General features: G+C 58.8%; 22 protein-coding genes and 2 pseudogenes. 6 read left to right on the plus strand and 18 right to left on the minus strand.

Translation table 11 applies throughout. From position 1 onward, the window contains the following. Positions 1–45: 45 nt before the first annotated feature. The 3 genes from nhaB to AC07VV_RS04050 all read right to left on the minus strand — a co-directional run bounded on the left by nhaB (position 46) and on the right by AC07VV_RS04050 (position 3,477). The gene (nhaB, locus tag AC07VV_RS04040) at positions 46–1,548 is read right to left on the minus strand and encodes a sodium/proton antiporter NhaB (protein WP_495035387.1); all 1,503 of its coding nucleotides are present in this window, start codon (positions 1,546–1,548) and stop codon (positions 46–48) included. Positions 1,549–1,638: 90 nt separating this feature from the next. After that, positions 1,639–2,928: a hypothetical protein gene (locus AC07VV_RS04045; protein ID WP_495035388.1), complete on the minus strand. Its 1,290-nt coding sequence runs from the start codon at positions 2,926–2,928 to the stop codon at positions 1,639–1,641. A 282-nt stretch (positions 2,929–3,210) separates the two neighbouring features. After that, complete coding sequence (locus AC07VV_RS04050) at positions 3,211–3,477, minus strand: hypothetical protein (protein ID WP_096820315.1); 267 nt, start codon at positions 3,475–3,477, stop codon at positions 3,211–3,213. 344 nt (positions 3,478–3,821) lie between these two features. Here AC07VV_RS04050 and AC07VV_RS04055 point away from each other — a divergent pair, with 344 nt between their 5' ends. Further along, a complete protein-coding gene (locus tag AC07VV_RS04055; RefSeq protein WP_096820316.1) occupies positions 3,822–5,147 on the plus strand; it encodes a sigma-54 dependent transcriptional regulator in 1,326 nt (441 codons plus the stop codon). Between the two features lie 95 nt (positions 5,148–5,242). Here AC07VV_RS04055 and fapF read toward each other — a convergent pair whose 3' ends face one another. The 9 genes from fapF to AC07VV_RS04100 form a co-directional block, all read right to left on the minus strand. Further along, positions 5,243–6,550 (minus strand): fibril amyloid transporter FapF, encoded by a 1,308-nt coding sequence (gene fapF / locus AC07VV_RS04060; RefSeq protein ID WP_495035389.1) that lies wholly within the window; start codon positions 6,548–6,550, stop codon positions 5,243–5,245. Between the two features lie 45 nt (positions 6,551–6,595). Next, positions 6,596–7,342: a fibril amyloid subunit FapE gene (gene fapE / locus AC07VV_RS04065; RefSeq protein WP_495035390.1), complete on the minus strand. Its 747-nt coding sequence runs from the start codon at positions 7,340–7,342 to the stop codon at positions 6,596–6,598. A 44-nt stretch (positions 7,343–7,386) separates the two neighbouring features. Next, entirely contained in the window at positions 7,387–8,067 is a 681-nt protein-coding gene (gene fapD / locus AC07VV_RS04070) for a fibril amyloid maturation endopeptidase FapD (RefSeq protein ID WP_096820319.1), read from the minus strand. A gap of 63 nt (positions 8,068–8,130) precedes the next feature. Further along, entirely contained in the window at positions 8,131–9,159 is a 1,029-nt protein-coding gene (fapC, locus tag AC07VV_RS04075) for an amyloid-like fimbrin subunit FapC (protein ID WP_495035391.1), read from the minus strand. 68 nt (positions 9,160–9,227) lie between these two features. Continuing rightward, the gene (gene fapB / locus AC07VV_RS04080) at positions 9,228–9,800 is read right to left on the minus strand and encodes a fibril amyloid subunit FapB (RefSeq protein ID WP_096820321.1); all 573 of its coding nucleotides are present in this window, start codon (positions 9,798–9,800) and stop codon (positions 9,228–9,230) included. A gap of 1 nt (position 9,801) precedes the next feature. Continuing rightward, positions 9,802–10,251, minus strand: a complete 450-nt coding sequence (fapA, locus tag AC07VV_RS04085; RefSeq protein WP_096820322.1) for a functional amyloid chaperone FapA — start codon at positions 10,249–10,251, stop codon at positions 9,802–9,804. A 346-nt stretch (positions 10,252–10,597) separates the two neighbouring features. Then, on the minus strand, positions 10,598–11,122 hold the full coding sequence (locus AC07VV_RS04090; RefSeq protein WP_495035392.1) for an AAA family ATPase: 525 nt from the start codon (positions 11,120–11,122) through the stop codon (positions 10,598–10,600). Next, positions 11,119–11,682: a nicotinamide riboside transporter PnuC gene (gene pnuC, locus AC07VV_RS04095; RefSeq protein ID WP_102621332.1), complete on the minus strand. Its 564-nt coding sequence runs from the start codon at positions 11,680–11,682 to the stop codon at positions 11,119–11,121. The genes AC07VV_RS04090 and pnuC overlap by 4 nt, the downstream gene beginning before the upstream one ends. Before the next feature lie 82 nt (positions 11,683–11,764). Further along, a complete protein-coding gene (locus AC07VV_RS04100; RefSeq protein ID WP_495035393.1) occupies positions 11,765–13,399 on the minus strand; it encodes a methyl-accepting chemotaxis protein in 1,635 nt (544 codons plus the stop codon). 304 nt (positions 13,400–13,703) lie between these two features. Between AC07VV_RS04100 and AC07VV_RS04105 the strand changes: the two genes are divergently transcribed. Next, positions 13,704–14,534: an undecaprenyl-diphosphate phosphatase gene (locus tag AC07VV_RS04105; RefSeq protein WP_495035394.1), complete on the plus strand. Its 831-nt coding sequence runs from the start codon at positions 13,704–13,706 to the stop codon at positions 14,532–14,534. After that, a complete protein-coding gene (locus AC07VV_RS04110; protein ID WP_495035395.1) occupies positions 14,531–14,959 on the plus strand; it encodes a DUF1294 domain-containing protein in 429 nt (142 codons plus the stop codon). The genes AC07VV_RS04105 and AC07VV_RS04110 overlap by 4 nt, the downstream gene beginning before the upstream one ends. A gap of 2 nt (positions 14,960–14,961) precedes the next feature. Here AC07VV_RS04110 and AC07VV_RS04115 read toward each other — a convergent pair whose 3' ends face one another. Then, on the minus strand, positions 14,962–15,321 hold the full coding sequence (locus tag AC07VV_RS04115) for an MmcQ/YjbR family DNA-binding protein (protein WP_096820328.1): 360 nt from the start codon (positions 15,319–15,321) through the stop codon (positions 14,962–14,964). Next, complete coding sequence (locus AC07VV_RS04120; RefSeq protein WP_495035396.1) at positions 15,318–16,226, minus strand: LysR substrate-binding domain-containing protein; 909 nt, start codon at positions 16,224–16,226, stop codon at positions 15,318–15,320. Before AC07VV_RS04120 ends, AC07VV_RS04115 begins: the two co-directional genes overlap by 4 nt. Before the next feature lie 127 nt (positions 16,227–16,353). On the opposite strand from AC07VV_RS04120, the gene AC07VV_RS04125 reads away from it, so the two are divergent. Both AC07VV_RS04125 and AC07VV_RS04130 read left to right on the plus strand, forming a co-directional pair. Next, entirely contained in the window at positions 16,354–16,965 is a 612-nt protein-coding gene (locus AC07VV_RS04125) for an FMN-dependent NADH-azoreductase (protein ID WP_249486290.1), read from the plus strand. Between the two features lie 236 nt (positions 16,966–17,201). Further along, entirely contained in the window at positions 17,202–18,239 is a 1,038-nt protein-coding gene (locus tag AC07VV_RS04130) for an alpha/beta hydrolase family protein (RefSeq protein ID WP_102621329.1), read from the plus strand. Between the two features lie 4 nt (positions 18,240–18,243). On the opposite strand, the gene AC07VV_RS04135 is transcribed toward AC07VV_RS04130, so the two are convergent. From AC07VV_RS04135 to AC07VV_RS04150, 4 genes and pseudogenes are all read right to left on the minus strand, one after another. Continuing rightward, positions 18,244–19,431, minus strand: a complete 1,188-nt coding sequence (locus tag AC07VV_RS04135) for an MFS transporter (protein WP_495035397.1) — start codon at positions 19,429–19,431, stop codon at positions 18,244–18,246. A gap of 144 nt (positions 19,432–19,575) precedes the next feature. After that, a complete protein-coding gene (locus AC07VV_RS04140) occupies positions 19,576–21,162 on the minus strand; it encodes an ABC-F family ATPase (protein ID WP_096820333.1) in 1,587 nt (528 codons plus the stop codon). Between the two features lie 20 nt (positions 21,163–21,182). Beyond that, positions 21,183–21,485, minus strand: a pseudogene (locus AC07VV_RS04145) (site-specific integrase); the annotation flags it as partial. 269 nt (positions 21,486–21,754) lie between these two features. Next, positions 21,755–22,150: a hypothetical protein gene (locus tag AC07VV_RS04150; RefSeq protein WP_495035398.1), complete on the minus strand. Its 396-nt coding sequence runs from the start codon at positions 22,148–22,150 to the stop codon at positions 21,755–21,757. 417 nt (positions 22,151–22,567) lie between these two features. On the opposite strand from AC07VV_RS04150, the pseudogene AC07VV_RS04155 reads away from it, so the two are divergent. Further along, positions 22,568–22,837, plus strand: a pseudogene (locus tag AC07VV_RS04155) (anti-virulence regulator CigR family protein); the annotation flags it as partial. Between the last annotated feature and the right edge of the window lie 35 nt (positions 22,838–22,872).

The raw sequence follows: 22,872 nt of genomic DNA on the forward strand, positions 1-22,872 counted from the left end.
TCGATGCATAAAAAAACGGGAGCCCAAGGGCTCCCGTTGTTGTTTCTACAGCCAGTAACTTACCGCATACCAGCCCAGCAAACCCATCACCACGGTGTAGGGCAGGGCCATCCATACCATTCGCCCGTACGACAACCGCACCAGCGGTGCAATCGCCGACGTCAGCAGAAACAGAAACGCAGCCTGACCATTGGGCGTCGCCACGCTTGGCAGATTGGTGCCGGTGTTGATCGCGATGGCCAGCGTCTCGAAGTGTTCACGGCTCATGTGGCCGGACAGGAATGCCTGTTTGACCTCGGTGATGTAGATCGTCGCTACGAACACATTGTCACTGATCGCCGACAACAGACCGTTGGCGATGAACAGCATCCCCGGTTGCTGCTCGGCGGGCAATGCCAGTACCCACTGAATCAGCGGCGCGAACAGTTGCTGATCATGGATCACCGCCACCACGGCAAAAAACACCACCAGCAAGGCTGTAAACGGCATGGCGTCCTTGAACGCGCTGCCCAGACGATGTTCGTCCGTGATGCCGGTGAAGGCTGTGATCAGAACAATGACCATCAGACCGATCAGGCCCACTTCGGCGATGTGGAACGCCAGCCCGGCAATCAGGATCAATGCGGCTGCGCCCTGTACCAGCAGCGCGGCACGTTGACGCGGGGTGCGTTCGGCATCGTCTTCGCTGGCGTAATTGGCGAGAACGGCGCGGACGTTGTCCGGTAGCAAGGTGCCGTAGCCGAACCAGCGCAGCTTCTCCAGCAACATACAGGTCAACAGACCGGCCACCAGCACTGGCAGGGAAACCGGCGCGACCTTGAGGAAAAACTCGGCGAAGTGCCAGCCCATCTCATGGCCGATCAGCAGGTTCTGCGGCTCGCCAACCAGCGTGCAGACGCCGCCCAGCGCAGTGCCGACGGCGCCATGCATCAGCAGACTGCGCAGGAAGGCGCGGAACTGTTCCAGATCCTCGTGATGCAGCTTGGGCAGGTGTTGGTCGTCGCTGAACTCGCTGTCCTGACGCGGATCGTTGCCGGAGGCGACCCGGTGGTAGACCGAATAGAAGCCAACGGCGGCGCTGATGATCACAGCGGTCACGGTCAGTGCGTCGAGAAAGGCCGAAAGAAACGCCGACAAAAAACAGAACATCAGCGCCAGCAACATCTTCGAGCGCACGCCGAGCAGCAGGCGCGAGAACAGAAACAGCAGCAGATCCTTCATGAAGTAGATGCCGGCGACCATGAACATCAGCAGCAGAATCACCGGAAAATTGTGCTGCAACTCTTCGTACAGCGCCTGGGGCGTGGTCATCTTCAACAGCAGGGCTTCGATCAGCAGCAAGCCGCCAGGCATCAGCGGATAGCACTTGAGCGCCATGGCCAGCGTGAAAATGAATTCGATCACCAGCAGCCAGCCAGCGGCGACCGGGCCTGCCAGCCACAGCACCACGGCATTGAGAATCAGGAACCCGACGATGCACGCCTTGTACCAGCGGGGCGAATGCCCGAGAAAATTGTGCGCGAACGCCTGGGCCATCGAACCGGACATCGGTTGCTCCTTGCTTTAAGAAGCGCGCAAGTTGCCGTAAGCGTTGTGCAAGATCAAGCGCAGGAGGTTTCGATTTGCGGATTTGCCGTTTTATGGGTTCAGATAGCGCGCCACCACGGCGCGGTAGTTGCCATCCAGTGAATAACCGCCGACCAGAATTCCACCTTCAGGTTGCAGTGCCAGCGATGTAGCGGTGTCGAGACTGCGGCCCAGTCGTGTACGCAACCAGCCGTGACCGGCGCCGAAGCTTAGGTCGAGACGACCATTGGCCAGATAGCGGGCGACGATGAAGTCGGCCTCGACCCCGCCAATCGTTGCGCCTGCCGCGATGAGTCGACCGTCCGGCATACGTTGCGCAGCACTCCACTGGCAGCCGCTGGGGCCGATGTCCAACAGGTTGGGTTGACCGTTGTTGCAGTGCAGGTCTGGGCGACCATTGCTGTGAATTGACAGCGTCATGCACCGGATCGGGTCGCGGCTGCTGCCAAAGCAATGCAAACGGTCCATGGACTGGATGACCTGATTGACCAGCGCACTGTGCCCCTGGGCCTTGAAGGCCAGGAATCCGTCCAGCGCAAAGCGTTCGTCGAGCTGCCCGTCCGGCAGGTAACGTGCGAGCAGGCCTTCCTGGGGGAAGTCGATCGCGCCGGCCACCACGATTCGTCCGTCTTCTTGCAGCAACAGGCCTCCCAGCCAGGTGTTCAGCAGCAAGTGCCGGACCATCACAAACCCTCGACCATTGAAGGTTGCATCAAGATCACCGACGGGCGTGACGCGGATCAGCATGCCGACATGGTCGGCCAGTGAGCAGTGATGGTTGGCAATCAACAGAATATGCCCGTCGTCCTGGACGGCGAAATCACAGGCTTCTGCCCCCGGAACGCCAGGCGGCAGCCAGGTATCGCGGGTGCCCATGGACAGATCGCCGGGCAAGCGCACGATTTTTCGGCCGTTGTCGCCGAAGCCCGGAGCGGGTCGGCCGTGCGCATCGAACAGCGCCAAGGCGGGCAACGTCCGATGTTCGGATTCGTAGTGCAGACCTGCCAGCAGGATTTGCCCGTCAGGCAAGACCTGGACCTTGCTGCCCGTGGCTTCGAAACCGGAGGCGAACTGGCCGATCACGCTGCCCTGAAAGCCGAAGCCAAGATCCGCTGAGCCATCATCCAGTAGACGCGCCAGGCCGAAACGGCTGCCTTGAGGGGTGACGACCTTGGCGGCGACCAGGATGCGACTTTGCGGGTCGAGCGCTACGTGTTGAGTCAGGTTGGACGTGCTGCCGGCAAAATAAACCTGAGCCACGCCGTTATTGGCAAATGTCTTGTCGAGTTGTCCGGCGTTATTCGCTAGCGTCGGGAGCGCAATAGCGGTCTGGGTTGACATGCATGCTTCTCCTTGCGAGTTGACCGATACCCGGGAGCCGGGTTGGCAACTGCATGAGCGAAACATTCAATCCCTGTAGACGCACAAGTACAACTGACAGAACTAACAGGTGGAGGGTCGTACTGTGCCAGAACAGTGTCTTTTGGAACCAGTCGCAAGCCTGCCAAGCATTCAGGTGCGAAAGTATTTGGGGAAGTTGTACAAGCAGGCTGAAGTTTAAAAAGATTCAGCAACTAACAGAAAAGGGCGGATGGCTCGAAAACCATCCGCATCGCCCTCGAATCAGTGCGGCATCGACCAGGACTGCAGTGCGTAACCCTCGTCGCTCAGTTCAGCACGAGCCTGTTGCAACAGGTATTCAAGTTGAGCTGGATCGGAATAGGCGCTGCTTGGAATGCGGGTGCGACCAATCTGCGAGTTGGTGCGGTCGATTACGGTCAGGCTCAGTTCGCCATTGCCGTCTTGTGGGGCCCAGGCCACGCATTGGAAAGGTTTAAATGCGTGGTTGGCAATCAAAAGAGCTTCGTTGATACGGAGCGGGGCGGTCATGGGGTCTTCTCTCTATAGTGCCCAATCAAGTGATGTGCCGTCGGTTGGGCTTACCGTTCGGCGAGTTACTTGTACTGATGCACGCAACCCGCTGGCGGGTCACACCGAATTTGAAGAAATTTCGACTTTCTTACATACAATCAGTCATCCGACAGATTTTGAAAGCCTGGTGAAAGATTCAAGTCGATAGCTAACTAATAAAGCAGCTTCTTATAACTGCTTCCCTTGTACATCTATAAGCAATCGATACAAGGCGCCGTCAAATTCTTGCTAATGTTACAGCCAGGTCTGCCAAATGACTGTTTTTACAATCATTTCCTATAATTTGGCGCCAAGGAACAGTCATGAGCGAAGCGCCTGCATTACGACGTTTATTGGTCGTCGACCCTTGTGACGACTGTCACCGATTACTGCCCGGTTTACGCGCTGTCGGCTGGGACGTAGACAGTTGCAGCCTGGAAAATGCCGCTGACCGCAGTTGCGATGTCGGCCTGCTGCGTTTGCAGCCTTTTCACCTGGAACGTCCCGAAGCGGTCAAGGAACTGATCAGCCGCAGCGGCACCGAATGGATCGCCGTACTGAATCAGGAAGTGCTGCGCCTGCAGAACGTCGGGGATTTTGTTTGCGAATGGTTTTTCGACTTTCATACCTTGCCGTTCGACGTGTCGCGGGTGCAGGTCACCCTCGGCCGGGCGTTCGGCATGGCGCGACTGCGTGGACAGGGCACGATTCACGTTGATCAGCCGGAACACGAGTTGCTGGGTGACAGTAAACCGATTCGCGAGCTGCGCAAACTGCTGAGCAAACTCGCCCCCACCGAGTCGCCGGTGCTGATCCGTGGTGAGAGCGGGACCGGTAAAGAACTGGTCGCCCGCACCTTGCATCGGCAATCACAACGGCACAGCAAGCCATTCGTGGCCATCAACTGCGGGGCGATTCCCGAGCATCTGATCCAGTCCGAGCTGTTCGGCCACGAAAAAGGCGCCTTCACCGGCGCCCATCAGCGCAAGGTCGGACGCATCGAGGCGGCCAACGGCGGCACCCTGTTTCTGGACGAAATCGGTGATCTGCCGCTGGAACTGCAAGCCAATCTGCTGCGCTTCCTCCAGGAAAAACACATCGAGCGAGTCGGCGGCAGCCAGCCGATCCCGGTGGATGTCCGGGTATTGGCGGCCACCCACGTCGACCTGGAAGCCGCGATCGAGAAAAAACGCTTCCGTGAGGATTTGTACTACCGGCTGAATGTGCTGCAAGTCGTGACTGCGCCATTACGTGAGCGCCATGGCGACCTGTCGATGCTGGCCAACCACTTTTCCCATTTCTACAGCCATGAAACCGGCCGTCGTCCGCGCAGTTTCAGCGAAGACGCCTTGATTGCCATGGGTAAACACGACTGGCCGGGCAATGTCCGGGAGCTGGCCAACCGTGTACGTCGTGGACTGGTGCTGGCCGAAGGGCGGCAGATCGAGGCCCGTGACCTGGGACTGATCAGCCAACAATCGATTGCCACACCGATGGGCACCCTCGAAGACTACAAGACCCGGGCCGAACGCCAGGCGTTGTGCGATGTGTTGAACCGGCACAGCGATAACCTCAGCGTGGCCGCCAAAGTGCTGGGGGTTTCTCGGCCGACGTTCTACCGCTTGCTGCACAAACACCAGATCCGCTAGGGCGCGGTGCTTCTTCGGGGAAGAAGCTGAAAAGGCCCGCTGCGACTTGCATCGCAGCGGGCCTTTTTATGATGTTGCGTTCATGGTGTGGCGGGTTAGAAGTAGTACGGGAATTTCAGGCTGAAGGAAAAGTCCGGGGCATCGTCGGTCATGCCGATGGACAGGTTAGGTACGATGGTCAGGTTGTCGGTGGCCGCAATGGTCATGCCGACGTTGAAGTAACCGGCGTTGGCGTCACTGGACACCACCGACTCCCAGTCCGCGCCATCCTGTTTCAGCTTGCTCTTGCGTTGTACAAGGTCAGAGACCGAGAACGACATACTCATTTTTTCGTTCAGTGCGAAGGCTATGCCTGCGCCGATCTGGAAGCTGTCGCCGATACGGACCTTGCCCGGGGTTTTCTGGTTGACCGTGGAACTGATGTCGTCAAACGATTCCTCCAGGTTGTGGGTGTAGGACAAGCTGCCGAACAACACGGCCGGGTCAAACGTCTTGACCAGCGAAACACCCGGGGTGATCGACCAGACGCCGTTGCCGGTCGGCAGGGTGTCAGGCACGAACAGGTTGGTGTTGGCGTCGGTCTGACGCAGCTTGATACCGAACGGGTCCTTGCCGGTCGGGGCTTTCACCCGCAGGGTGACCACCGCGTCCGGGGTGTTGACCGACTCGTCCAGGAACTTGTAGGCGATGCCGAAGTTGACGTCGCCAATGGTCGGATCCCGCGAAACATCCTGTTCCGTGGTGACGTTGGCTGCGCCCTGATTGCCGCCGCCCGACTGATAAGTCGAATCGCGATACACCACCGGCACGTTCACGTCGAACTGCCAGCGGTTATCGAAGTTGTAGCGGCCCGTCAGGTCGAGGGTCCAGGTATCGGCCTTGATCCGGTCGAGGTTGATGTTGCCCAGAAAGATCGAGTCCAGTGCCAGGAAGCCGTTGAGAATCAGCTGGCGAGTGTCATAACGCGAATAGGTTATGCCGGTTTCAAAGCTGAACTTGCCGCCCCCAAAGAAGCCGCTGGCCTCGTCGTACAGGTTGGACACACTCTGTGCAGGTTGCGAATCGTCGGCCAACGACTGGCCGTAAGAAGCGCCACTGCCCCCGGCGGCGCCCCCCGACGCTGCTGCGGCCCCGGTACCGGTGGCCACTTTCGGATTGCCTTTCATGTCTGCTGGCGATTTGGCCAGGCGTTTTGGTGGTGGGGAAGCCGGTTGATCTTCGACCTGGCGGACCCGTTGCTCGAGTACCGCCAGGGCTTTTTGTTGTACTTCGTATCGTTGCTTCAGCTCCAGAAGTTCCTGTTTCAGGGTCTCCACATCCGCATCGGGTGCTGCTTGCAGCATCGCCGCGGGTAGAAGAGTACTCAAACATACAGCGGCACGCAGTGATACTGATCGATACATGAATAAGCCGTCCCTTTAAGCCCAATGATCGAGACTCAGCGTAGTTCAATATCCGATATTGCGTAGTGCTCTGAGTTGACTCAAATTGCAGTCCAGTGCGCCGGCACTCATGCCGTTATTGCTAAGGACAACATTGAGTTGCGTCAGGTTGTTGACGACGTTTGCGTTACCGAGCAAACGGGTGTTTTGCAGCAGCCCGCCCTGGGCTACCTGTTGCAGGGCTGTGCCCTGATTGCCTGCGGCCTGGATGGCCATTTGCACGCCACCACCGGTGGCCGAAACGGCGACGCTGCCGGCGGCATTACTGCCGGAAATCGTTTGCCCGGCCATCAAGGCTTGCCCTTGAGCCGGTATCAGCGCCGGTGCCTGGTTGGCCTCCGAAACGTTGATCGCAACGTTGTTGTAGGCCGAGTTGCCGTCGCCGGCGGCGCGAACGCTTTGTGTCACGCCTTGGGAACTGTTGAGTCCTGCGCCACCAATGACTGAGCCGGTACCCGTTTGCAGGGCGCTGCCGTTACCGGTTTCCTTGATGGTCGAGACATAGAATTCGGGTTTTACGGTTGCTGCCTGTAGTTGCATCGCGGTTGAGGCCCCGATCAGATCTCCGCTGGCGTTGCGCCAGGTACTGCTCATGACGATGCCGAAGCTGATGATCCGCCCCGGCATGACATAACGACCGCGAAGCTGTGACAGCTCCGAATCCTGGATTTCGATGGGTTTGAATCCTGCATTGGCATAGCCTGAAGCACTCGCTGCCAGGCAGGCAGCGGCCAGCCAGTATGAGGTTTTCATCTGCTGCTCCCGGGACATCCAGCCCCATTCTTTATAATCGGCGATTAAAAGAAGTCGCTCTGTATGAACCCGAAGTCCATCAATTCAGCATCTTTGACGGGGTTGAAGTTATCCAGCTTGTTCTTGGCGGTCAGCGGTGCCGGAGGACTGCGTAATGCATTGGTCTTGTCGTATCCGGGGCCGACGATGGCAAAGACAATGCCGTTCCAACCTTTGACAAAGTCATCATGTTTGTAGCGTTTATGGCCGAGAACCGGGTCTCCGATGTAAACCCAATCCTTGTCCGCTCGCTGCAGCACGACGAAATGCTTGTAGCCGCGAATTTCCATCAGTACCACCACCGGGATAGTGACCGCGTCGAGTTTTTCCGGTGGAATCTTGTAGCCCCTGGCGCGCATGCCGATGCTTTCTATGTAGCGCTTCATGTCCAGCATGGAAAAACCTTGAGTACGGACAAGGTCCTGGTCAGCGTTGACCAGCATGCCTTTGATGATGTGCTCTTCATCGACGTCGAGCCAATAAGCCTGGCGCAGTACCGTAGCCAGTGCGGCGGCGCCGCAGCTGAAATCGGTTTTTTGTTCGACGATGTCGGAAAACTTGCGCTCACGAATGCTTTGCACGTTTTTGTAGACCAGTACGCCACCGGGCAGGGCAGCCACGGGCATCTGGGCAGCCTGAGTCAGGCCAGAGAGGCAAAGCAGAGCGAGGAGGGCAGTCTTACGCATGATCGATACGCCTTTGCGGACTGAGGAAAAGCCCCGTTTCCGGGGCTTTCGTTTCGATCGCGATTACATGCAGGCTTTGCAACCTGCAGCGATGGACAGCGAGTTGCTTTGTTGGTTGCCAACGCCAGCAGCGTTGTTGAAGCCACCGTTGCCAGACCAGTTGTTGCCCACGTTGGTCATGTTGGCGTTGTTGGTAACTGGGTTTTTCCAGCCGTCTGGGGTCATCACTTGTTGAGTGGTTACGCCAGCCAGACCGAAGACACCCACGGCAACGAAGTCAGATTTCTGATCTTTGCCACCGCCGTTGCCACCATGGCCACGGTCGTCGTTGCCATAACCGCCGCCGCTATGACCATGACCATGATCATCGTCTTTGGTGGTTGCGGTGCCTGCAGCTACGAATACGCCGCCTGCGGTAAATGTGCCAGTAAGCGTATCTTTTTTGTAGGTCTGGGTGCCGTTGTTGGCCACTTGCAGACCGGTGGTGCTTTGGTTGGCGGCGGCAGCGGCTTGCGCTACACGACCACCGGACACAGCGATTGCCAGGTTGTTTTTCTGTTGGTTGAAGTTGCCGGCGGCGTTGTTCACGCCGATGTTACCCGAGCCGCTGTTGCCGACGTTGTTCAGGCTGGCGTTGGCAGTGCTGGAGTAGTTGGCAACACCGTTGTTGGTGTTGACTTGAGTTGCGCTGGAGGCAGATACAGCGGAGCCGAAGATGAAGCTTTCGTCAGCGGTTGCCAGAGCAGCGGCGTTGTCTTGTTGGTTGCCGTCGCCAGCCACGTTGTTGGCGCCGATATTGCCGTTGGCGCCGTTGAGCGAGCCACTGACTGATGCGTTGTTTTGGGTGCCCTGGTTCAACACGGTGTTACCGCTGTTGTTTTGCACATCAAGCACTGCGGCACCGGCGCCTGCGCCGATTTGCAGCAGTTCTTCCAGGGTTGGGCCTTTTGGATCATGGTCATGACCATGTCCATTGCCGTGCCCGTTACCATGACCGTGATTGTCATCATCACGACCGCCTGCCTGTGCTGCGATTGCCATCACTGCTGCGAGAGCGAAAACCAGTGGTTTGAGGGCCATTGTAGGTTTCATGGTGTTTCTCCGTGCTTATTAGTTGGTTAAGTGTTGGTACTTTCTAATTGCACTGCTTTTTATTTGGGTCAGTCAGCGACCCGGATGCTCAGGGTGTTAGCCATTCGGTTCCCCACCCCGGCACTCTGGTTCACCTGGATTACCCCTCGGCTGCCGGTGAAGGCCTGATCACTTGTCGTGACCTGGCGACTGCCGGGTGAGGTACCAGTTGCTCCTGAGCTCGGTAACAACGCCACGTTCTGTTGGGAAAGGGCGCTATCGTCAACGCTCTGCGGTGCAGCACTGATGCTGATGCGCATGGCGTTGGCCATCTGGTTGTTGGCCCCGGAACCCTGGTTCACGCCCAGTGCACCGTTGCCGTTACTGAATGAGGTACCGCCGATGGTGGAGCTCGCGTTGATCGAGCGGTCGGCGGGGGTATCGAGTTTCTGGTGAATGGTGGTGGTGGCGCTGGCCGACGTGCCGATGGCAATCGACTTGACGTTGGTCTGTTGCTGTTGGTCGCCGGCGGCCTGGTTGACGTTGAAGTTGCCGTTGTACTGCACGCCGGAGTTCTGAATGTTGGCGCTGTCCACGGCGCTCGGATCGGCCATGACACTGGTGCAGCCAAGCAGAGCAAGCAGGAGCAGGGAACGATTCATCTTATTGGCCTCCGGCCATGCGGGTCAGCGGAGCCAGACCGGTGCTGAGGGAGCGGTTGATGGTGTTGGAAATCGTGCCACCACTACCGCCGCCATGACCGGCTCCCATGCCGGGCAGACCGTTTGGATTGGTCAAGACGTTGGTGCCGGGCAGGCTTGACCCTACGGCCATGTTTCCGCGAATGGATGCACCACTGGCTACACTGGCAAATTCACCGTCACTGAGTTCGGTGCTGGTCATTGCCTGGTCGATACGACCTGAAGGGTTGGCATTCACGGTGGTCGGGTAGGGGTCTTTGCCGGGAGCGCTGCGTCCGATGGGGATGGGCTGGACGTCGCGATTGAGCACGATCACGCCATTGCCTTCGGCCTGAACGTTGAAACTGAGGAAAGTGCTGGCAGCTGATCCGATCAGCAGAAGGCAAGTGAAGGCTTTATTGAAATTTCCCACGGCGGCAATTCCTTCTTCAGTGGGCTGGGCCTGGTCAGCGTTGTGAAGGAGAGAGCGAAAGCTGTGCCGCTTTTTAAATATTCATGGATTTCAACGGGTTGGATGGATGGCGTGCAGCCTTGATACAAAAGCTGTTTCACGATTGAAACAACCCCCTGTCGGTGCAGGTGGCTATAGTCGTTGCAAAGCTCTGGAACAAGGGTTTGCGAGCATGTGTTTCACAGGCGTAACAAGTCGGGTGACAAAGCGATGAAGGCCGTTGAGACGGGCACTTTGCACCCGAGGGAGTGTTTCAGGATCGGACACTTTGGCCCCAAAGCAGGGGAAACCGACCCGGGAAACGGGGTCAGCCTTCCAGCAGGTTTCGCACGGCGTCGAAGGCTTGAGTCTGCCGCGCGGCCCAGTCGCCCTGAATGATCCGGACCGGTTGGCGATGCTGCTCCAGCCAGGCCTTTGTGGCGTCGTAGAACGCCAGTCGTTCACTCAGCTGCGGCTGGCAGCGTTGGCCATCGTCGGTCCAGTCGATCTGCTCCGGGGAGAGCAACAGGTGCAGGTCGTAATGGCGGGCCAAAAGCTCCGTCTCCAGCCAGGCCGGGCAGTCACCGAACAGCGTCTGGCTCCACAACATGTTGCTCAACAGGTGCGTGTCGAGGATCAGCAGCGGCGGTTGTTGCGCTCGTGCGTCGTCTTCCCATTGCAACTGGCCCCGAGCGATCTCGGGGATATCGGCGAGGCAGGTGTCCCGTGGATTCTGCTCGATGAACCAGCGCACGTACTCGTCCACCCGCAGGCCGCCGAACTGTTGCTGAAGGCCGGCCGCCAGCCAGCTCTTGCCGCTGGACTCCGGGCCGGTAAGGACGACGACTTTCATGTGCGCAACGCCGGATCGGCGCGCCATTCCCGCCAGCCCAGCACCGCGATCAGGGTGAACAAGGCGTACAACGCAGCAGTAAGGTAAAGCGCCTTATAAAGGAACAGACCGACGAAAATCACATCGAGCACGAACCACAATGCCCAGCATTGCAGGCGCTTGTGGGCCATCCAGAATTGCGCGACGAGGCTGAAACCGGTCAGTGCGGCGTCGAGCCAGGGTTGCGCGGCATCGGTCCAGTGCGCCATGGCGGCGCCCAGCAGCAGACTGCCGACGCTGCCGATGGCCAGCCCTTTGAGGATTGAAGGCGTGTCGAGCCGGCTGACCTGGCGGCCGTCATGCATCGTCCCCGCCCGGGTCCATTGCCACCAACCGTAGACTTGCAGGGCGGCGTAAACCACCTGCAGCAACATGTCCGAATACAGCTTCACCTCGAAGAAAACCCAGCTGTAGAGCAACACCATGACCAGCCCGATCGGCCAGCACCAGGGATTCTGTTTGACCGTCAGCCAGACGGCGATCACACCGAGGGCGGCGGCAAACAGTTCGAGCCCGGACATGCAAGATCCTTGGAGGGAATAAAAGAGGGGGCGGATTGTACCGAAAAACCTGTGGGAGTGAGCCTCCCACAGGGTGAGATCGTCAGACGCGGAACTGGCGCAGCAATCCGTTCAACTGCTCGCTCAACTGGCCCAGCCGCACACTGGCGGCACTCGACTGCTCAGCGGCCATTGCGGTGCTGTGGGACAGGCCGGCGGCCTGGGTGACGTTCTGGTTGATGTCCTCGACCACGTGCGCCTGTTGCAGGGTCGCACTGGCGATCGACGCGTTCAGGCCGTTGAGGTTGCGCAGCGCCTGGCCGATGGCATTCAGGCTCGCACCGGCCAGTCCGGCCTGCTCGATGGTCAGTTGCGAGGCCTTGCTGCTGTCACCGATCACCTTCACGGCGGCTTCGGAATGGTTTTGCAGACGCTCGATCATCGACTGGATTTCCGCCGTGGATTTCTGCGTGCGTTGCGCCAGCAGGCGGACCTCATCGGCCACCACCGCAAAACCTCGCCCCTGTTCGCCGGCGCGGGCGGCTTCGATGGCGGCATTGAGCGCCAGCAGGTTGGTCTGTTCGGCAATCGAGCGGATCACCTCCAGAACGCTGCCGATCTGCGTGCTTTCGGTCGCCAGCGTACGAATCACCTCTACTGCCTGATCGATGGTGCCGGACAGTTTGTCGATCTGTTGCAGGCTGCCGTCGATGTTGATCTGGCCCTGTTGCGCCTGCGCCTCGGCATCGCGCATTTCGTTGGCGGCATGCTCGGCGTTCTTCGCCACATCCTGCACGCCGTAAGTGACTTCGTTGATGGCGGTCGCCACCAGTTCCATCTGCTGCGACTGTTGCTGGCTGCGCTGCTGAGCCTGGTTCGCGTCATTGCCCAGTTCAGTGGAGGACTGGCCCAGCGCGCTGGCCGACACCTGCAAATCGCCGATCACCCGGCGCAGCTTGGCGGTGAAGGCATTGAAGTGATGCGCCAACTGCGTGACTTCGTCCTGACCGTGGGTGTCGAGGCTGCGGGTCAGGTCGCTTTCGCCGCTGGCGATGTTGGCCATGGCGTTCACGGTTTCCTGCAAGGGGCGGACAATGCTGCGGGCAATCAGGATCACCAGCACGCCCATGATCAGCGCGATCACCAGGCCGACGACGGAAGCCTTGATCACCTGGCCCTGAAACTCGGCTTGCACATCGTCGACGTACACGCCGGAACCCAGTACCCAGCCCCATGGCTCGAACAGTTTCACGTAGGAGGTCTTGGCCACCGGTTCACTGGCACCGGGTTTCGGCCAACGGTAATCGACCATGCCGGCGCCTTTGGCCTTGGCGATGGCAACCATCTCGTTGAACACCGCGAAACCATCCGGGTCGCGGATCGCCGAGAGGTTCTGGCCTTCAAGCTTGGGATTGGTCGGGTGCATGACCATCACGGGCGTGAGGTCGTTGATCCAGAAGTAATCGTTCTGGTCATAACGCAGGCCGCGAATCGCGGTCAGTGCCTGCTTCTGGGCAGCGTCGCGGGTCAGGGTTCCGGCCGCTTCCAGGCCTTGGTAATAGGTCAGCAAACCGCTGGCGGTCTGCACCACGTGTTGGGTTTTCTGGGCCTTGGCGTGATACAGGTCATCGTGGATCTGCTTGAGCATCAACAGGCCCAAGGTCAGCAGCATGACCACCGCCACAATCAAGATGAGCCACAAGCGTCGGCTGATCGACACACTGCGCAAGCTGTTCATAACGCTGTCACTCCGATTTCTTTTTCTTGTAATAAATCACCGCCAGCATCCAACCACGTTTCCGTGGCCGGGCATACGCGACCCAAGTCGTAGAACGCGGCAGCGCTATTACGGCTTGTCTGATAGGATTTCGGCCCCGCGCGTGAAAACCTGAACCCAAGTTGCCATTTCACGGAATTTTGACCGTTTCGTGTGGATCCTTTGCGCGCGGAATCGGTACAGCAACAAACAGCTACGCTGAACGCAGTGAACGTAAAAAAATACTATCGGGGCATGCCGTAGCGCATCGCTCTTTGGGGGATTGATGGATCTTTGGACCGCCTTGCAGGCACTGATTCTTGGAGTTGTAGAAGGGCTGACGGAGTTTTTGCCCATTTCCAGTACCGGACACCAGATCATTGTCGCCGACCTGCTGAATTTCGGCGGCGAACGCGCGATGGCGTTCAACATCATCATCCAGCTCGGCGCGATTCTCGCGGTGGTCTGGGAGTTTCGCCGCAAGATTCTCGACGTGGTCATCGGTTTGCCGACTCAGCCGAGTGCGCGGCGTTTTACCGCCAACCTGCTGATCGCTTTCCTGCCCGCCGTGGTGCTGGGCGTGATCTTTGCCGATCTGATTCACAAGTACCTGTTCAACCCGGTCACCGTGGCGACGGCGCTGGTGGTGGGCGGTATCATCATGTTGTGGGCCGAGCGCCGGCAGCATGAAGTGCACGCCGAAACCGTGGACGAGATCACCTGGAAAGATGCACTGAAGGTCGGCTTTGCCCAATGCCTGGCGATGATCCCGGGCACCTCGCGCTCCGGCTCGACCATCATCGGCGGCCTGTTGTTCGGCCTGTCACGCAAGACCGCCACCGAGTTCTCGTTCTTCCTGGCGATGCCGACCATGGTCGGTGCGGCGGTGTACTCGGGCTACAAGTACCGCCATCTTTTCGTGCCGGGGGACTTCCCGGTGTTTGCCATCGGTTTTGTCACGGCGTTCGTTTTCGCCATGATCGCTGTTCGCGGCTTGCTGAAGTTCATCGCCAGCCACAGCTACGCGGCCTTCGCCTGGTACCGGATCGTTTTCGGCCTGTTGATTCTGGCGACCTGGCAGTTCGGCTGGGTGGACTGGGCGGCGGCCAAGGCATGAGTGATTCCCGCGCACGCCGCCCGGATCGCGGCCCGTCCGGTGGCAACATTCAGCATCTGAAGTTGAAGCTGGTGGTACTGCTTATCGTCTGCGCGTTGCCGCTGTTCGGTTCGCTGTCGATGTGGCTGCGCGGAATCTCACTGGTACCGCTGACGGCCTATGGGCTGGTCAGCGTGCTGGCGTTTTTCCTGTACTGGGCCGACAAGCGCAAGGCTCGCGCCGAGGCCTGGCGCACCCCGGAGAATGTCCTGCACGCCGTGGAACTGGCGGGAGGCTGGCCAGGTGCGTTGATCGCCCAGCAAGTCTTCCGGCACAAAACACGCAAGGTGTCGTTTCAGATTCTGTTCTGGGTGATCGTCGCGCTGCACCAGGTGTTCTGGATCGATCAGTTGTTCCTCGGCTCGAACCTGTTGGCGTTGGGTTAGGGCTACAGCAGCAAACCCACCTGGGTTTTCTTCGGCAGCTTGCTCACCACCAACTGGTGGGAACGTTGCAGCAACCCTCGCAGTTCCTCGGCGCCCAAAGGGTAGGGCGGGTGCATGATGATCCACTGCGCCCGCGCCAGATACGGCGCCGGGTGAATGCCCGGCCGGTCGCAATGACCGAGAAACAGATCCTTGTCGACCTTGAACGCCAGCGACTCGCCACGCAGCCCCTGCAAGGCGAACATCTTGTTGCCGGCAATCGAAAACACCCGCACGCCGCCCCATTTGTAGTCTTCTTGAGCACCGGGCAATGCCAGGCAGAAATCCGCGACGTCCGCTTCGCTCAACTTTCCTTGTTTCATAACAATCGCTCTCCACAGGCATTAAACGACTCAACCAGATGATCGATCCAGGCACGCACCGCCGGCATCACTCCTCGCCGGTGCGGATACACCGCTTGCAACCAGCCGCCGGGCAATGACCATTCCGGCAACAACTGCACCAGCGTGCCGTTGTTCAGTTCCGCTTCGCAATACATCATCGGCAGCAGGGTGAAACCCTGGCCGGCCAGCACGCAGGCCTTGCGCACGATAAAGTCGTCGATCCCCAGCCGGGCCTCCAGCGCCAGATCGCAACTTTTGCCGTGCTGATCGAGCAGGCGCACATGCACCATGCGATCGGCTTCCAGTGCGCCGAGCACCGGCAGGTTCTTCAGGTCCTGCGGATGCTTGATTTCCACGCCCTGTATAAAGGAAGGACTGGCGACCACCACCATTTGCGCCTGGCGCAAGCGGCGGGTGACCAGCATCGGTTCTTCGTCGCCGTGTTCGCGCACGCGCAGGGCCACGTCGATGCCTTCAGTGATCAGATCGACTCGGCGATTGATCAGGGTGACTTCCAGTTGCACCTGAGGGTACTTGCCCAGGAAGTTGCTGATCACAATCGGCAGCATTTCATGGGCAAGCCCCGTCGGGCTCGAAACCCGCAGGCGCCCACGGGGCTCGCTGGACATGCTGGCCACTGTCTCATCAGCCATTTCCGCTTCCAGCAGCATCGCCTGACAATGACGCAAATAGCGCTCGCCAACCGCAGTCAGCTTCAGTTGGCGAGTGGTGCGTTGCAGCAAACGCGCGCCGAGGCGTTCTTCCAGTTCGGCAATCCGCCGTGACAACCGCGACTTGGGAATGCCCAGCAAACGGCCGGCAGCGGCGAATCCGCCGGCCTCGACCACTTTGGCAAAATAGTAGAGATCGTTGAGGTCTTGCATGGGGAGATCCGACTGTTCTATCAGTGGGACAAACTATCGCATTGTTGCCGTCTAATCAGCTATTGGTTTCGTAGGTAGGATTGTCTCCATTCCGTCGCCACCGGCGATTCTTTCCAGGAGATTCCAAATGAAACTGCTGCACATCGATTCGAGCATTCTGGGCGACAACTCTGCTTCCCGTCAGTTGAGCACCGAAGTCGTCAAAGCCTGGCAGGCCGCCGAGCCAAGCGCTGTCGTGACCTACCGCGACCTGGCTGCAGACGCCATCAGCCACTTCTCGTCGACCACTCTGGTCGCCGCCGGCACCACCGCTGAACTGCGCAACGCCGCACAACAGCACGAAGCCGAGCTGAGCGCCACCACCCTGGCCGAATTCATCGCCGCTGACGCCATCGTCGTTGCCGCGCCGATGTACAACTTCACCGTTCCGACCCAGCTCAAGGCCTGGATCGACCGCATCGCCGTTGCCGGCCAGACATTCCGCTACACCGAAGCCGGTCCTGAAGGTCTGTGCGGTGGCAAGAAAGTCGTGATCGTTTCCACCTCGGGCGGCATCCACGCCGGTCAGGCTTCTGGCGTTGCTCACGAAGACTACCTGAAACTGGTATTCGGCTTCCTCGGCATCACTGACATCGAAATCGTCCGTGCCGAAGGCCTGGCCTACGGCGAAGAAGTTCGCAACAACGCCATGAGCGCGGCTCACACCCGCATCAGCGAGCAACTGTTCGCCGCTGCGTAAGGCTTGCGTAAAGAACAGCTCTCGTTCAGGCAATCTCAAAAAAACTCTGTATTCTGGTTCTGCAAGGGCCAGATACGGAGTTTTTTGTTTCCGACTGTTACATAATCTGGCCCGGGTTATGCAGTCTGATGATCAACGTCTGAGTGCAACGCCGCGCCGGATCACCGAACCTCGGAGTTTCGGGCGTCGTAACACAACGGATCTTTCGATTGAGTAACAACAGGGTGGGGCATCCCATGATGCGTCTTTGTGCAACGTTACTGATTTGCCTGCTTGGCAGCCTGAATTCAGTGCACGCAGCCCCCGGCCAGCACCCGCGCTGGAGCGTCGGTTATCACGAGATGACGTTCCTCGACCCGCTCGATCTGCAACCGATGCGCGCCATCGCGTTCTATCCCTCCACCGACCGCGAACACATGAGCCTGCTCGAGGGCTACTCGGTCGAAGCCGGCGAAGACACCAAGGTCGCCCTCGGCCGCTTTCCGATGCTGATGCTGTCTCACGGCAACACCGGCACGCCACTGGCGCTGCACGACCTCGCCACATCGCTGGCACGCAAGGGCTTTGTGGTGGTCGCGGTGATTCATCCCGGCGACAACTCCAAGGATCACAGCCGCCTCGGTACCTTGAGCAACCTTTATGGGCGCCCGATCCAGATTTCCGAAGCCATTACCGCCACCCTCGGCGACCGCATGCTCGCACCGTTCGTGAACGCCGATCAGGTCGGCGTGATCGGTTATTCGGCGGGCGGCGAGACCGCGTTGATTCTTTCCGGCGCCCAGCCTGACCTGGATCGCCTGCGCCGTTACTGCCAGGAACGTCCGGACGACCGCGACGCCTGCAACACCCAGGGCGAATTGATCGTTGACCGCGATGACTTGCAGCCGGTGGCCGACCCTCGGGTTCACGCCTTGCTGTTGATGGCGCCGCTGAGCCTCAAGTTTGGTCGTCACACCCTGGCCGACGTGCATGTGCCGGTGCTGCTGTACAGCGGCGACGGCGACAAACTGGTGGCCTTCGACAAAAACGCCGCCGCCCTGGCGCGCAAACTGCCGACCGCGCCGGACTTCAAGTTGCTGGCCGGGGCAGGGCACTTTGTATTCATGGCGCCGTGCAATGAAGAGCAGATTCGTGCGATGCCGGCCCTCTGCACCGACGCCGATGGCGTGGACCGCGAAGACATTCACCGCAACCTGATTTCCGAGGCCGGGCGGTTCTTCTCCCATGCACTGGGCAAACCGGATCGGGCGGGGATGCAGACGGCGGATCAGTAAAGATTCAGGCCATCGCCCGACGCTTGAGCCATAACGTCAACGCCAGTCCGGTCACGGACAACAGTGCTGCGATCAGGAAAATCCACGAATACCCCAGATTCAACGCCACCGCGCCCATCAGCGGCCCGGCAATCGCCAGTGCCAGATCGAAAAACACCGCGTAAGCACCCAACCCGGCGCCACGGCTGGAGTTCGGTACTTGCTTGATCGCTTCAACCCCCAGCGCCGGATACACCAGCGACAGACCAAACCCGGCCAAGCCAGCGCCAATCAGTGCATACCCGGTCGACGGTGCGAGCCACAGCAGCAACAGGCCGACGGTCTCGATGCCCATGCAGGCGATGGCGGACGCAAAGCCGCCAAATCGAGCGATTGCGGAAATGAACAGCAGCCGGGAAAGGATGAAACACACGCCGAACACCGTCAGGCAGTACGCCGCGCCGGTCCAGCCGCGATTGAGGTAATAAAGGGTGATAAAGGTGGTCAGGGTGCCGTAACCGATCGAAGCCAGGCTCAAACTGGCACCAAATGGCGCTATCCGCCCGAACACCGCCCAGAATGGCAAACGCTCGCCACGCACCACCGGCACCGAAGGTTTGTTGCGGATCAACAGCAGGGCACCGGCCGCCAGTACCGATAATGCGATCCCGAGGCTGGTAAAGCCGTAATCGGCCACCATCAGCACGCCCAGCGGTGCGCCGATCGCAATGGCGCCGTAAGAAGCAATGCCGTTCCAGCCGATGGATCGGGCGGTGTGTTCCGCGCCCACCTGGCCCATGCACCAGCTGATGGTGCCGACACCGATCAAGCCCTGCGCAATGCCGAGCAGCAAACGCCCGGCGATCAAAATGATCAGGCTCGCCAGCGGGAAGTCCTGCAGCAGTGTGGAAACCAGCGTCAGCAAGCCGCTGAGCACAATCCCCGACAAGCCATAAACGATCGCCCGTTTGGTCCCGACGGTATCTGACATGCGCCCGGCCATCGGCCGGCTGAGCAGGGTGGCCAGGTACTGCGAACCAATGACCAGCCCTGCAACGATTGCGCTGAAGCCTAATTGTTCATGCACGTAGCCCGGCAACACCGCAATCGGCAGGCCGATGCAGAGGAAGGCAATAAAGGTATAGAAAACGATGGAGACGATCTGCAGGGTGATCGCCATGGAGCTTTGCGGTGGCTGTTGCTGCGCAGACATGAGGGCTCGTTCGCGGGCGGCGGTGGGAGAGTCCGCATCATGGCTTGGCGCTGAAATAAAAGGAAGCAGGCTAACTATTTTTCCTCGGCGCAAAAAAAAGCCCCGTCACAAGGACAGGGCTTTCTGTTTACCGCTCGATTCGACTCAGAACACGACGCCTTGGCTGCGCAGGTAATCGTCGTAGGTGCCGCTGAAGTCGGTCACGCCGTTCGGGCTCAGCTCGATGATGCGCGTGGCCAGGGACGATACGAACTCACGGTCGTGGCTGACGAAAATCAGCGTGCCCGGGTAGTTTTCCAGCGCCAGGTTCAACGCCTCGATCGATTCCATGTCCAGGTGGTTGGTCGGTTCGTCCATGATCAGCACGTTCGGCTTTTGCAGGATCAGCTTGCCGAACAGCATGCGACCTTGCTCACCACCGGAGATCACCTTCACCGACTTGAGGATTTCGTCGTTGGAGAACAGCATCCGGCCCAGAGTGCCGCGAATCATTTGCTCGCCCTGAGTCCACTGACCCATCCAGTCGAACAGGGTGACGTCATCTTCGAAGTCGTGAGCGTGATCCTGAGCGTAGTAGCCCAGTTCGGCTGCGTCGGTCCACTTGATGCTACCGGCATCCGGGGTCAGTTCGTTGACCAGGGTGCGCAGCAGAGTGGTCTTGCCGATACCGTTCGGGCCGATGATCGCTACGCGCTCGCCTGCTTCAACCTGGAAGCTGAAGTCCTTGAACAGCGGCTTGCCGTCGAAGCCTTTGGCCATGTGCTCGACGATGACCGCCTGGCGGTGCAACTTCTTGTTCTGGTCGAAGCGGATGAACGGGCTCACCCGGCTCGAAGGCTTGACTTCGGCCAACTGGATCTTGTCGATCGCCTTGGCGCGGGAAGTGGCCTGCTTGGCTTTCGAGGCGTTGGCCGAGAAGCGGCTGACGAACGATTGCAGCTCCGAGATCTGCGCTTTCTTCTTGGCGTTGTCCGACAGCAACTGCTCGCGGGACTGGGTCGCCACGGTCATGTATTCGTCGTAGTTGCCCGGGAACAGGCGCAGCTCACCGTAATCCAGGTCAGCCATGTGGGTGCACACGCTGTTCAGGAAGTGACGGTCGTGGGAGATGATGATCATCAGGCTGTTACGCTGGGTCAGAACGTTTTCCAGCCAGCGAATGGTGTTGATGTCCAGGTGGTTGGTCGGTTCGTCGAGCAACAGCACTTCCGGATCGGAGAACAGTGCCTGCGCCAGCAATACGCGCAGTTTCCAGCCTGGCGACACTTCGCTCATCGGGCCGAAGTGTTGCTCGATGCCGATACCCAGGCCCAGCAACAGTTCGCCGGCGCGGGATTCGGCAGTGTAGCCGTCCATTTCAGCGAATTCGGTTTCCAGTTCGGCCACGGCCATGCCGTCTTCTTCGCTCATTTCCGGCAGCGAGTAGATACGATCGCGCTCGGCCTTGACCTTCCACAGCTCTTCGTGACCCATGATCACGGTGTCGATCACGGTGAATTCTTCGTAGGCGAACTGATCCTGGCGCAACTTACCCAGACGCACGTTCGGCTCGAGCATGACCTGACCGCCGGACGGATCGAGATCGCCGCCGAGGATTTTCATGAAGGTCGACTTGCCGCAACCGTTGGCGCCGATCAGGCCGTAGCGGTTACCCGCGCCGAATTTGACCGAAACGTTTTCGAACAGCGGCTTGGCGCCGAACTGCATCGTGATGTTAGCTGTGGAGATCAATTACCTTACCTATCAATGGATTAGAGCTGGTCTGTTTTGCCTGATACCGAATTGATACCAATCTGGAGCTTTTCCAGCCCCCCAGTCTGAGCTTGAGTTGAGCCAACGCGCATGCGTCGTCAGCAACATTTGGACGCTGTGGCCAAGCTGCTGAGCGATGAATGCGGGGTTCATGTTGGACATTAAGCATATTGTCGCATAAGTATGACGGCAGTTGTATGGCGGCCGATAAGGCATCGCGAGCGTCTTCAGGGCCGGGGCCCTTGATTTTGCAGATCCGACGTCTGCCTGATGCACTCGCTCTTCCTGGAGGGAGGGATCACGCCGGCTCGACCGCGCCGTAACCCAAGGCTACTCCCGAAGCTGTCATTACCGAACATTGAGCGCCTCGAATGGAGCGTTCTCGTTTTGGTGCGTCGCCTTTCGGCATCTGGCTGCGTTGCTTGCGACAGAGAGGTGCCATGGTTCATACCTGTTCTGGCGATGTTTCCAGAGTGTTACCCGAGGCTCCCGTTAACCCCGAAGGCACATAGAGAAAATAACTGCCCACAGCAAGGGGCAGTTCGGGATGTTTTGGCTTTGGCTTTGGCTATCAGGCCAGCAGATACGCAACTGATGCGACGGTGGCAACGTACGCTATCAGTAAGTAGTAAAAGATGGAGTTCTGAGCTTTTCTGAGATCTTCTTTTGTGACCATCTGCTGGAGAATTGAGTTTACTTTGTCTGTGGCTTCTTTTGTTTTGATCGATGCAAGGTCTAACTTGTCCTGGATTTTCTCAAGAGTGGCTGCCTGCTTTTTGCCTGGTGTAACATCACCAACCAATGCTGCCTTTGCTCTTTGACGAATGGACAGCGGAGCGCTTTCATCCAGAGCGATTGATGATGTGAACGCCATAACGGATTCCCGTTGTAAAATATCTGCTGTTGTTGCTGCTGCGTTGGCGGTTAGATTCATTTTTCTTGTCAGCAGCTCGACTTCTTGATTCATTTAATGCGCACTCCTTGAGCGACATTTTTAGCGTATTGATATTTTGTATCCCCGCTTTCTTGCGGTCGGGATGAAATCCGGCGCATATCATAACGTGATGACAGGCGTTCGTCGCGGCAACTATTTTTGCAATGGTGAAGAACAATTGGGTTCTTGCCAGGCTGAGGGGCACTCCCGGAGAACCCTCCATGTCTCACTCGGCAGCAGTTGCTGTGAATTCTCCCGGACGCCCGTGCCAAAGCCTGCGTTTTTGTGTCCGCCCTCAAGGCGACGATGTAGCGTTATCAGATTGTCGGGGCCAAAAGATCTACCACGGTCATCGCTCAAGTTGACCAGAAAGTCCGGGTAGTTGGTGGGGGCACGGCAACCAGGGTTGTAAAAACTGAAGGATCCTGCTCTTTCAACCGGGACCGTGCACCGGTTATCGACCCAGGCGACGTTCCGGGCGTGCTCAACGTCGATAGAGGCTACTGGAACCCTGGTCGTGCGTTGCCACATGGCATTCAGAAAAATCTGGCGCGCGGAAAGCCTCTTCCGCCGGGTATCGCTAAAAAACTGAATGGTCGACTTGTGGGGCGGTTGCCTCACGACGATGGGTATGAATGGCAGCCGGCGGGAACAGACCTGATTCTGGTGGCTGTCGCAAGCAGGATTATCTACGAAGTTCTAAAGGGTGCTTTCGATTAGTCTGGTCTTGTTCTACTCGATTTGACTCTTGTTTG

This window comes from Pseudomonas sp. GW821-FHT02C04 (genome assembly GCF_059421845.1).

Excerpts from the sequence above, each read along its gene's own strand:
- nhaB (WP_495035387.1), bottom strand. The coding sequence starts at position 1,548 with ATGTCCGGTTCGATGGCCCAGGCGTTCGCGCACAATTTTCTCGGGCAT.
- AC07VV_RS04045 (WP_495035388.1), bottom strand. The coding sequence starts at position 2,928 with ATGTCAACCCAGACCGCTATTGCGCTCCCGACGCTAGCGAATAACGCC.
- AC07VV_RS04050 (WP_096820315.1), bottom strand. The coding sequence starts at position 3,477 with ATGACCGCCCCGCTCCGTATCAACGAAGCTCTTTTGATTGCCAACCAC.
- AC07VV_RS04055 (WP_096820316.1), top strand. The coding sequence starts at position 3,822 with ATGAGCGAAGCGCCTGCATTACGACGTTTATTGGTCGTCGACCCTTGT.
- fapF (WP_495035389.1), bottom strand. The coding sequence starts at position 6,550 with ATGTATCGATCAGTATCACTGCGTGCCGCTGTATGTTTGAGTACTCTT.
- fapE (WP_495035390.1), bottom strand. The coding sequence starts at position 7,342 with ATGAAAACCTCATACTGGCTGGCCGCTGCCTGCCTGGCAGCGAGTGCT.
- fapD (WP_096820319.1), bottom strand. The coding sequence starts at position 8,067 with ATGCGTAAGACTGCCCTCCTCGCTCTGCTTTGCCTCTCTGGCCTGACT.
- fapC (WP_495035391.1), bottom strand. The coding sequence starts at position 9,159 with ATGAAACCTACAATGGCCCTCAAACCACTGGTTTTCGCTCTCGCAGCA.
- fapB (WP_096820321.1), bottom strand. The coding sequence starts at position 9,800 with ATGAATCGTTCCCTGCTCCTGCTTGCTCTGCTTGGCTGCACCAGTGTC.
- AC07VV_RS04090 (WP_495035392.1), bottom strand. The coding sequence starts at position 11,122 with ATGAAAGTCGTCGTCCTTACCGGCCCGGAGTCCAGCGGCAAGAGCTGG.
- pnuC (WP_102621332.1), bottom strand. The coding sequence starts at position 11,682 with ATGTCCGGGCTCGAACTGTTTGCCGCCGCCCTCGGTGTGATCGCCGTC.
- AC07VV_RS04100 (WP_495035393.1), bottom strand. The coding sequence starts at position 13,399 with ATGAACAGCTTGCGCAGTGTGTCGATCAGCCGACGCTTGTGGCTCATC.
- AC07VV_RS04105 (WP_495035394.1), top strand. The coding sequence starts at position 13,704 with ATGGATCTTTGGACCGCCTTGCAGGCACTGATTCTTGGAGTTGTAGAA.
- AC07VV_RS04110 (WP_495035395.1), top strand. The coding sequence starts at position 14,531 with ATGAGTGATTCCCGCGCACGCCGCCCGGATCGCGGCCCGTCCGGTGGC.
- AC07VV_RS04115 (WP_096820328.1), bottom strand. The coding sequence starts at position 15,321 with ATGAAACAAGGAAAGTTGAGCGAAGCGGACGTCGCGGATTTCTGCCTG.
- AC07VV_RS04120 (WP_495035396.1), bottom strand. The coding sequence starts at position 16,226 with ATGCAAGACCTCAACGATCTCTACTATTTTGCCAAAGTGGTCGAGGCC.
- AC07VV_RS04125 (WP_249486290.1), top strand. The coding sequence starts at position 16,354 with ATGAAACTGCTGCACATCGATTCGAGCATTCTGGGCGACAACTCTGCT.
- AC07VV_RS04130 (WP_102621329.1), top strand. The coding sequence starts at position 17,202 with ATGATGCGTCTTTGTGCAACGTTACTGATTTGCCTGCTTGGCAGCCTG.
- AC07VV_RS04135 (WP_495035397.1), bottom strand. The coding sequence starts at position 19,431 with ATGTCTGCGCAGCAACAGCCACCGCAAAGCTCCATGGCGATCACCCTG.
- AC07VV_RS04150 (WP_495035398.1), bottom strand. The coding sequence starts at position 22,150 with ATGAATCAAGAAGTCGAGCTGCTGACAAGAAAAATGAATCTAACCGCC.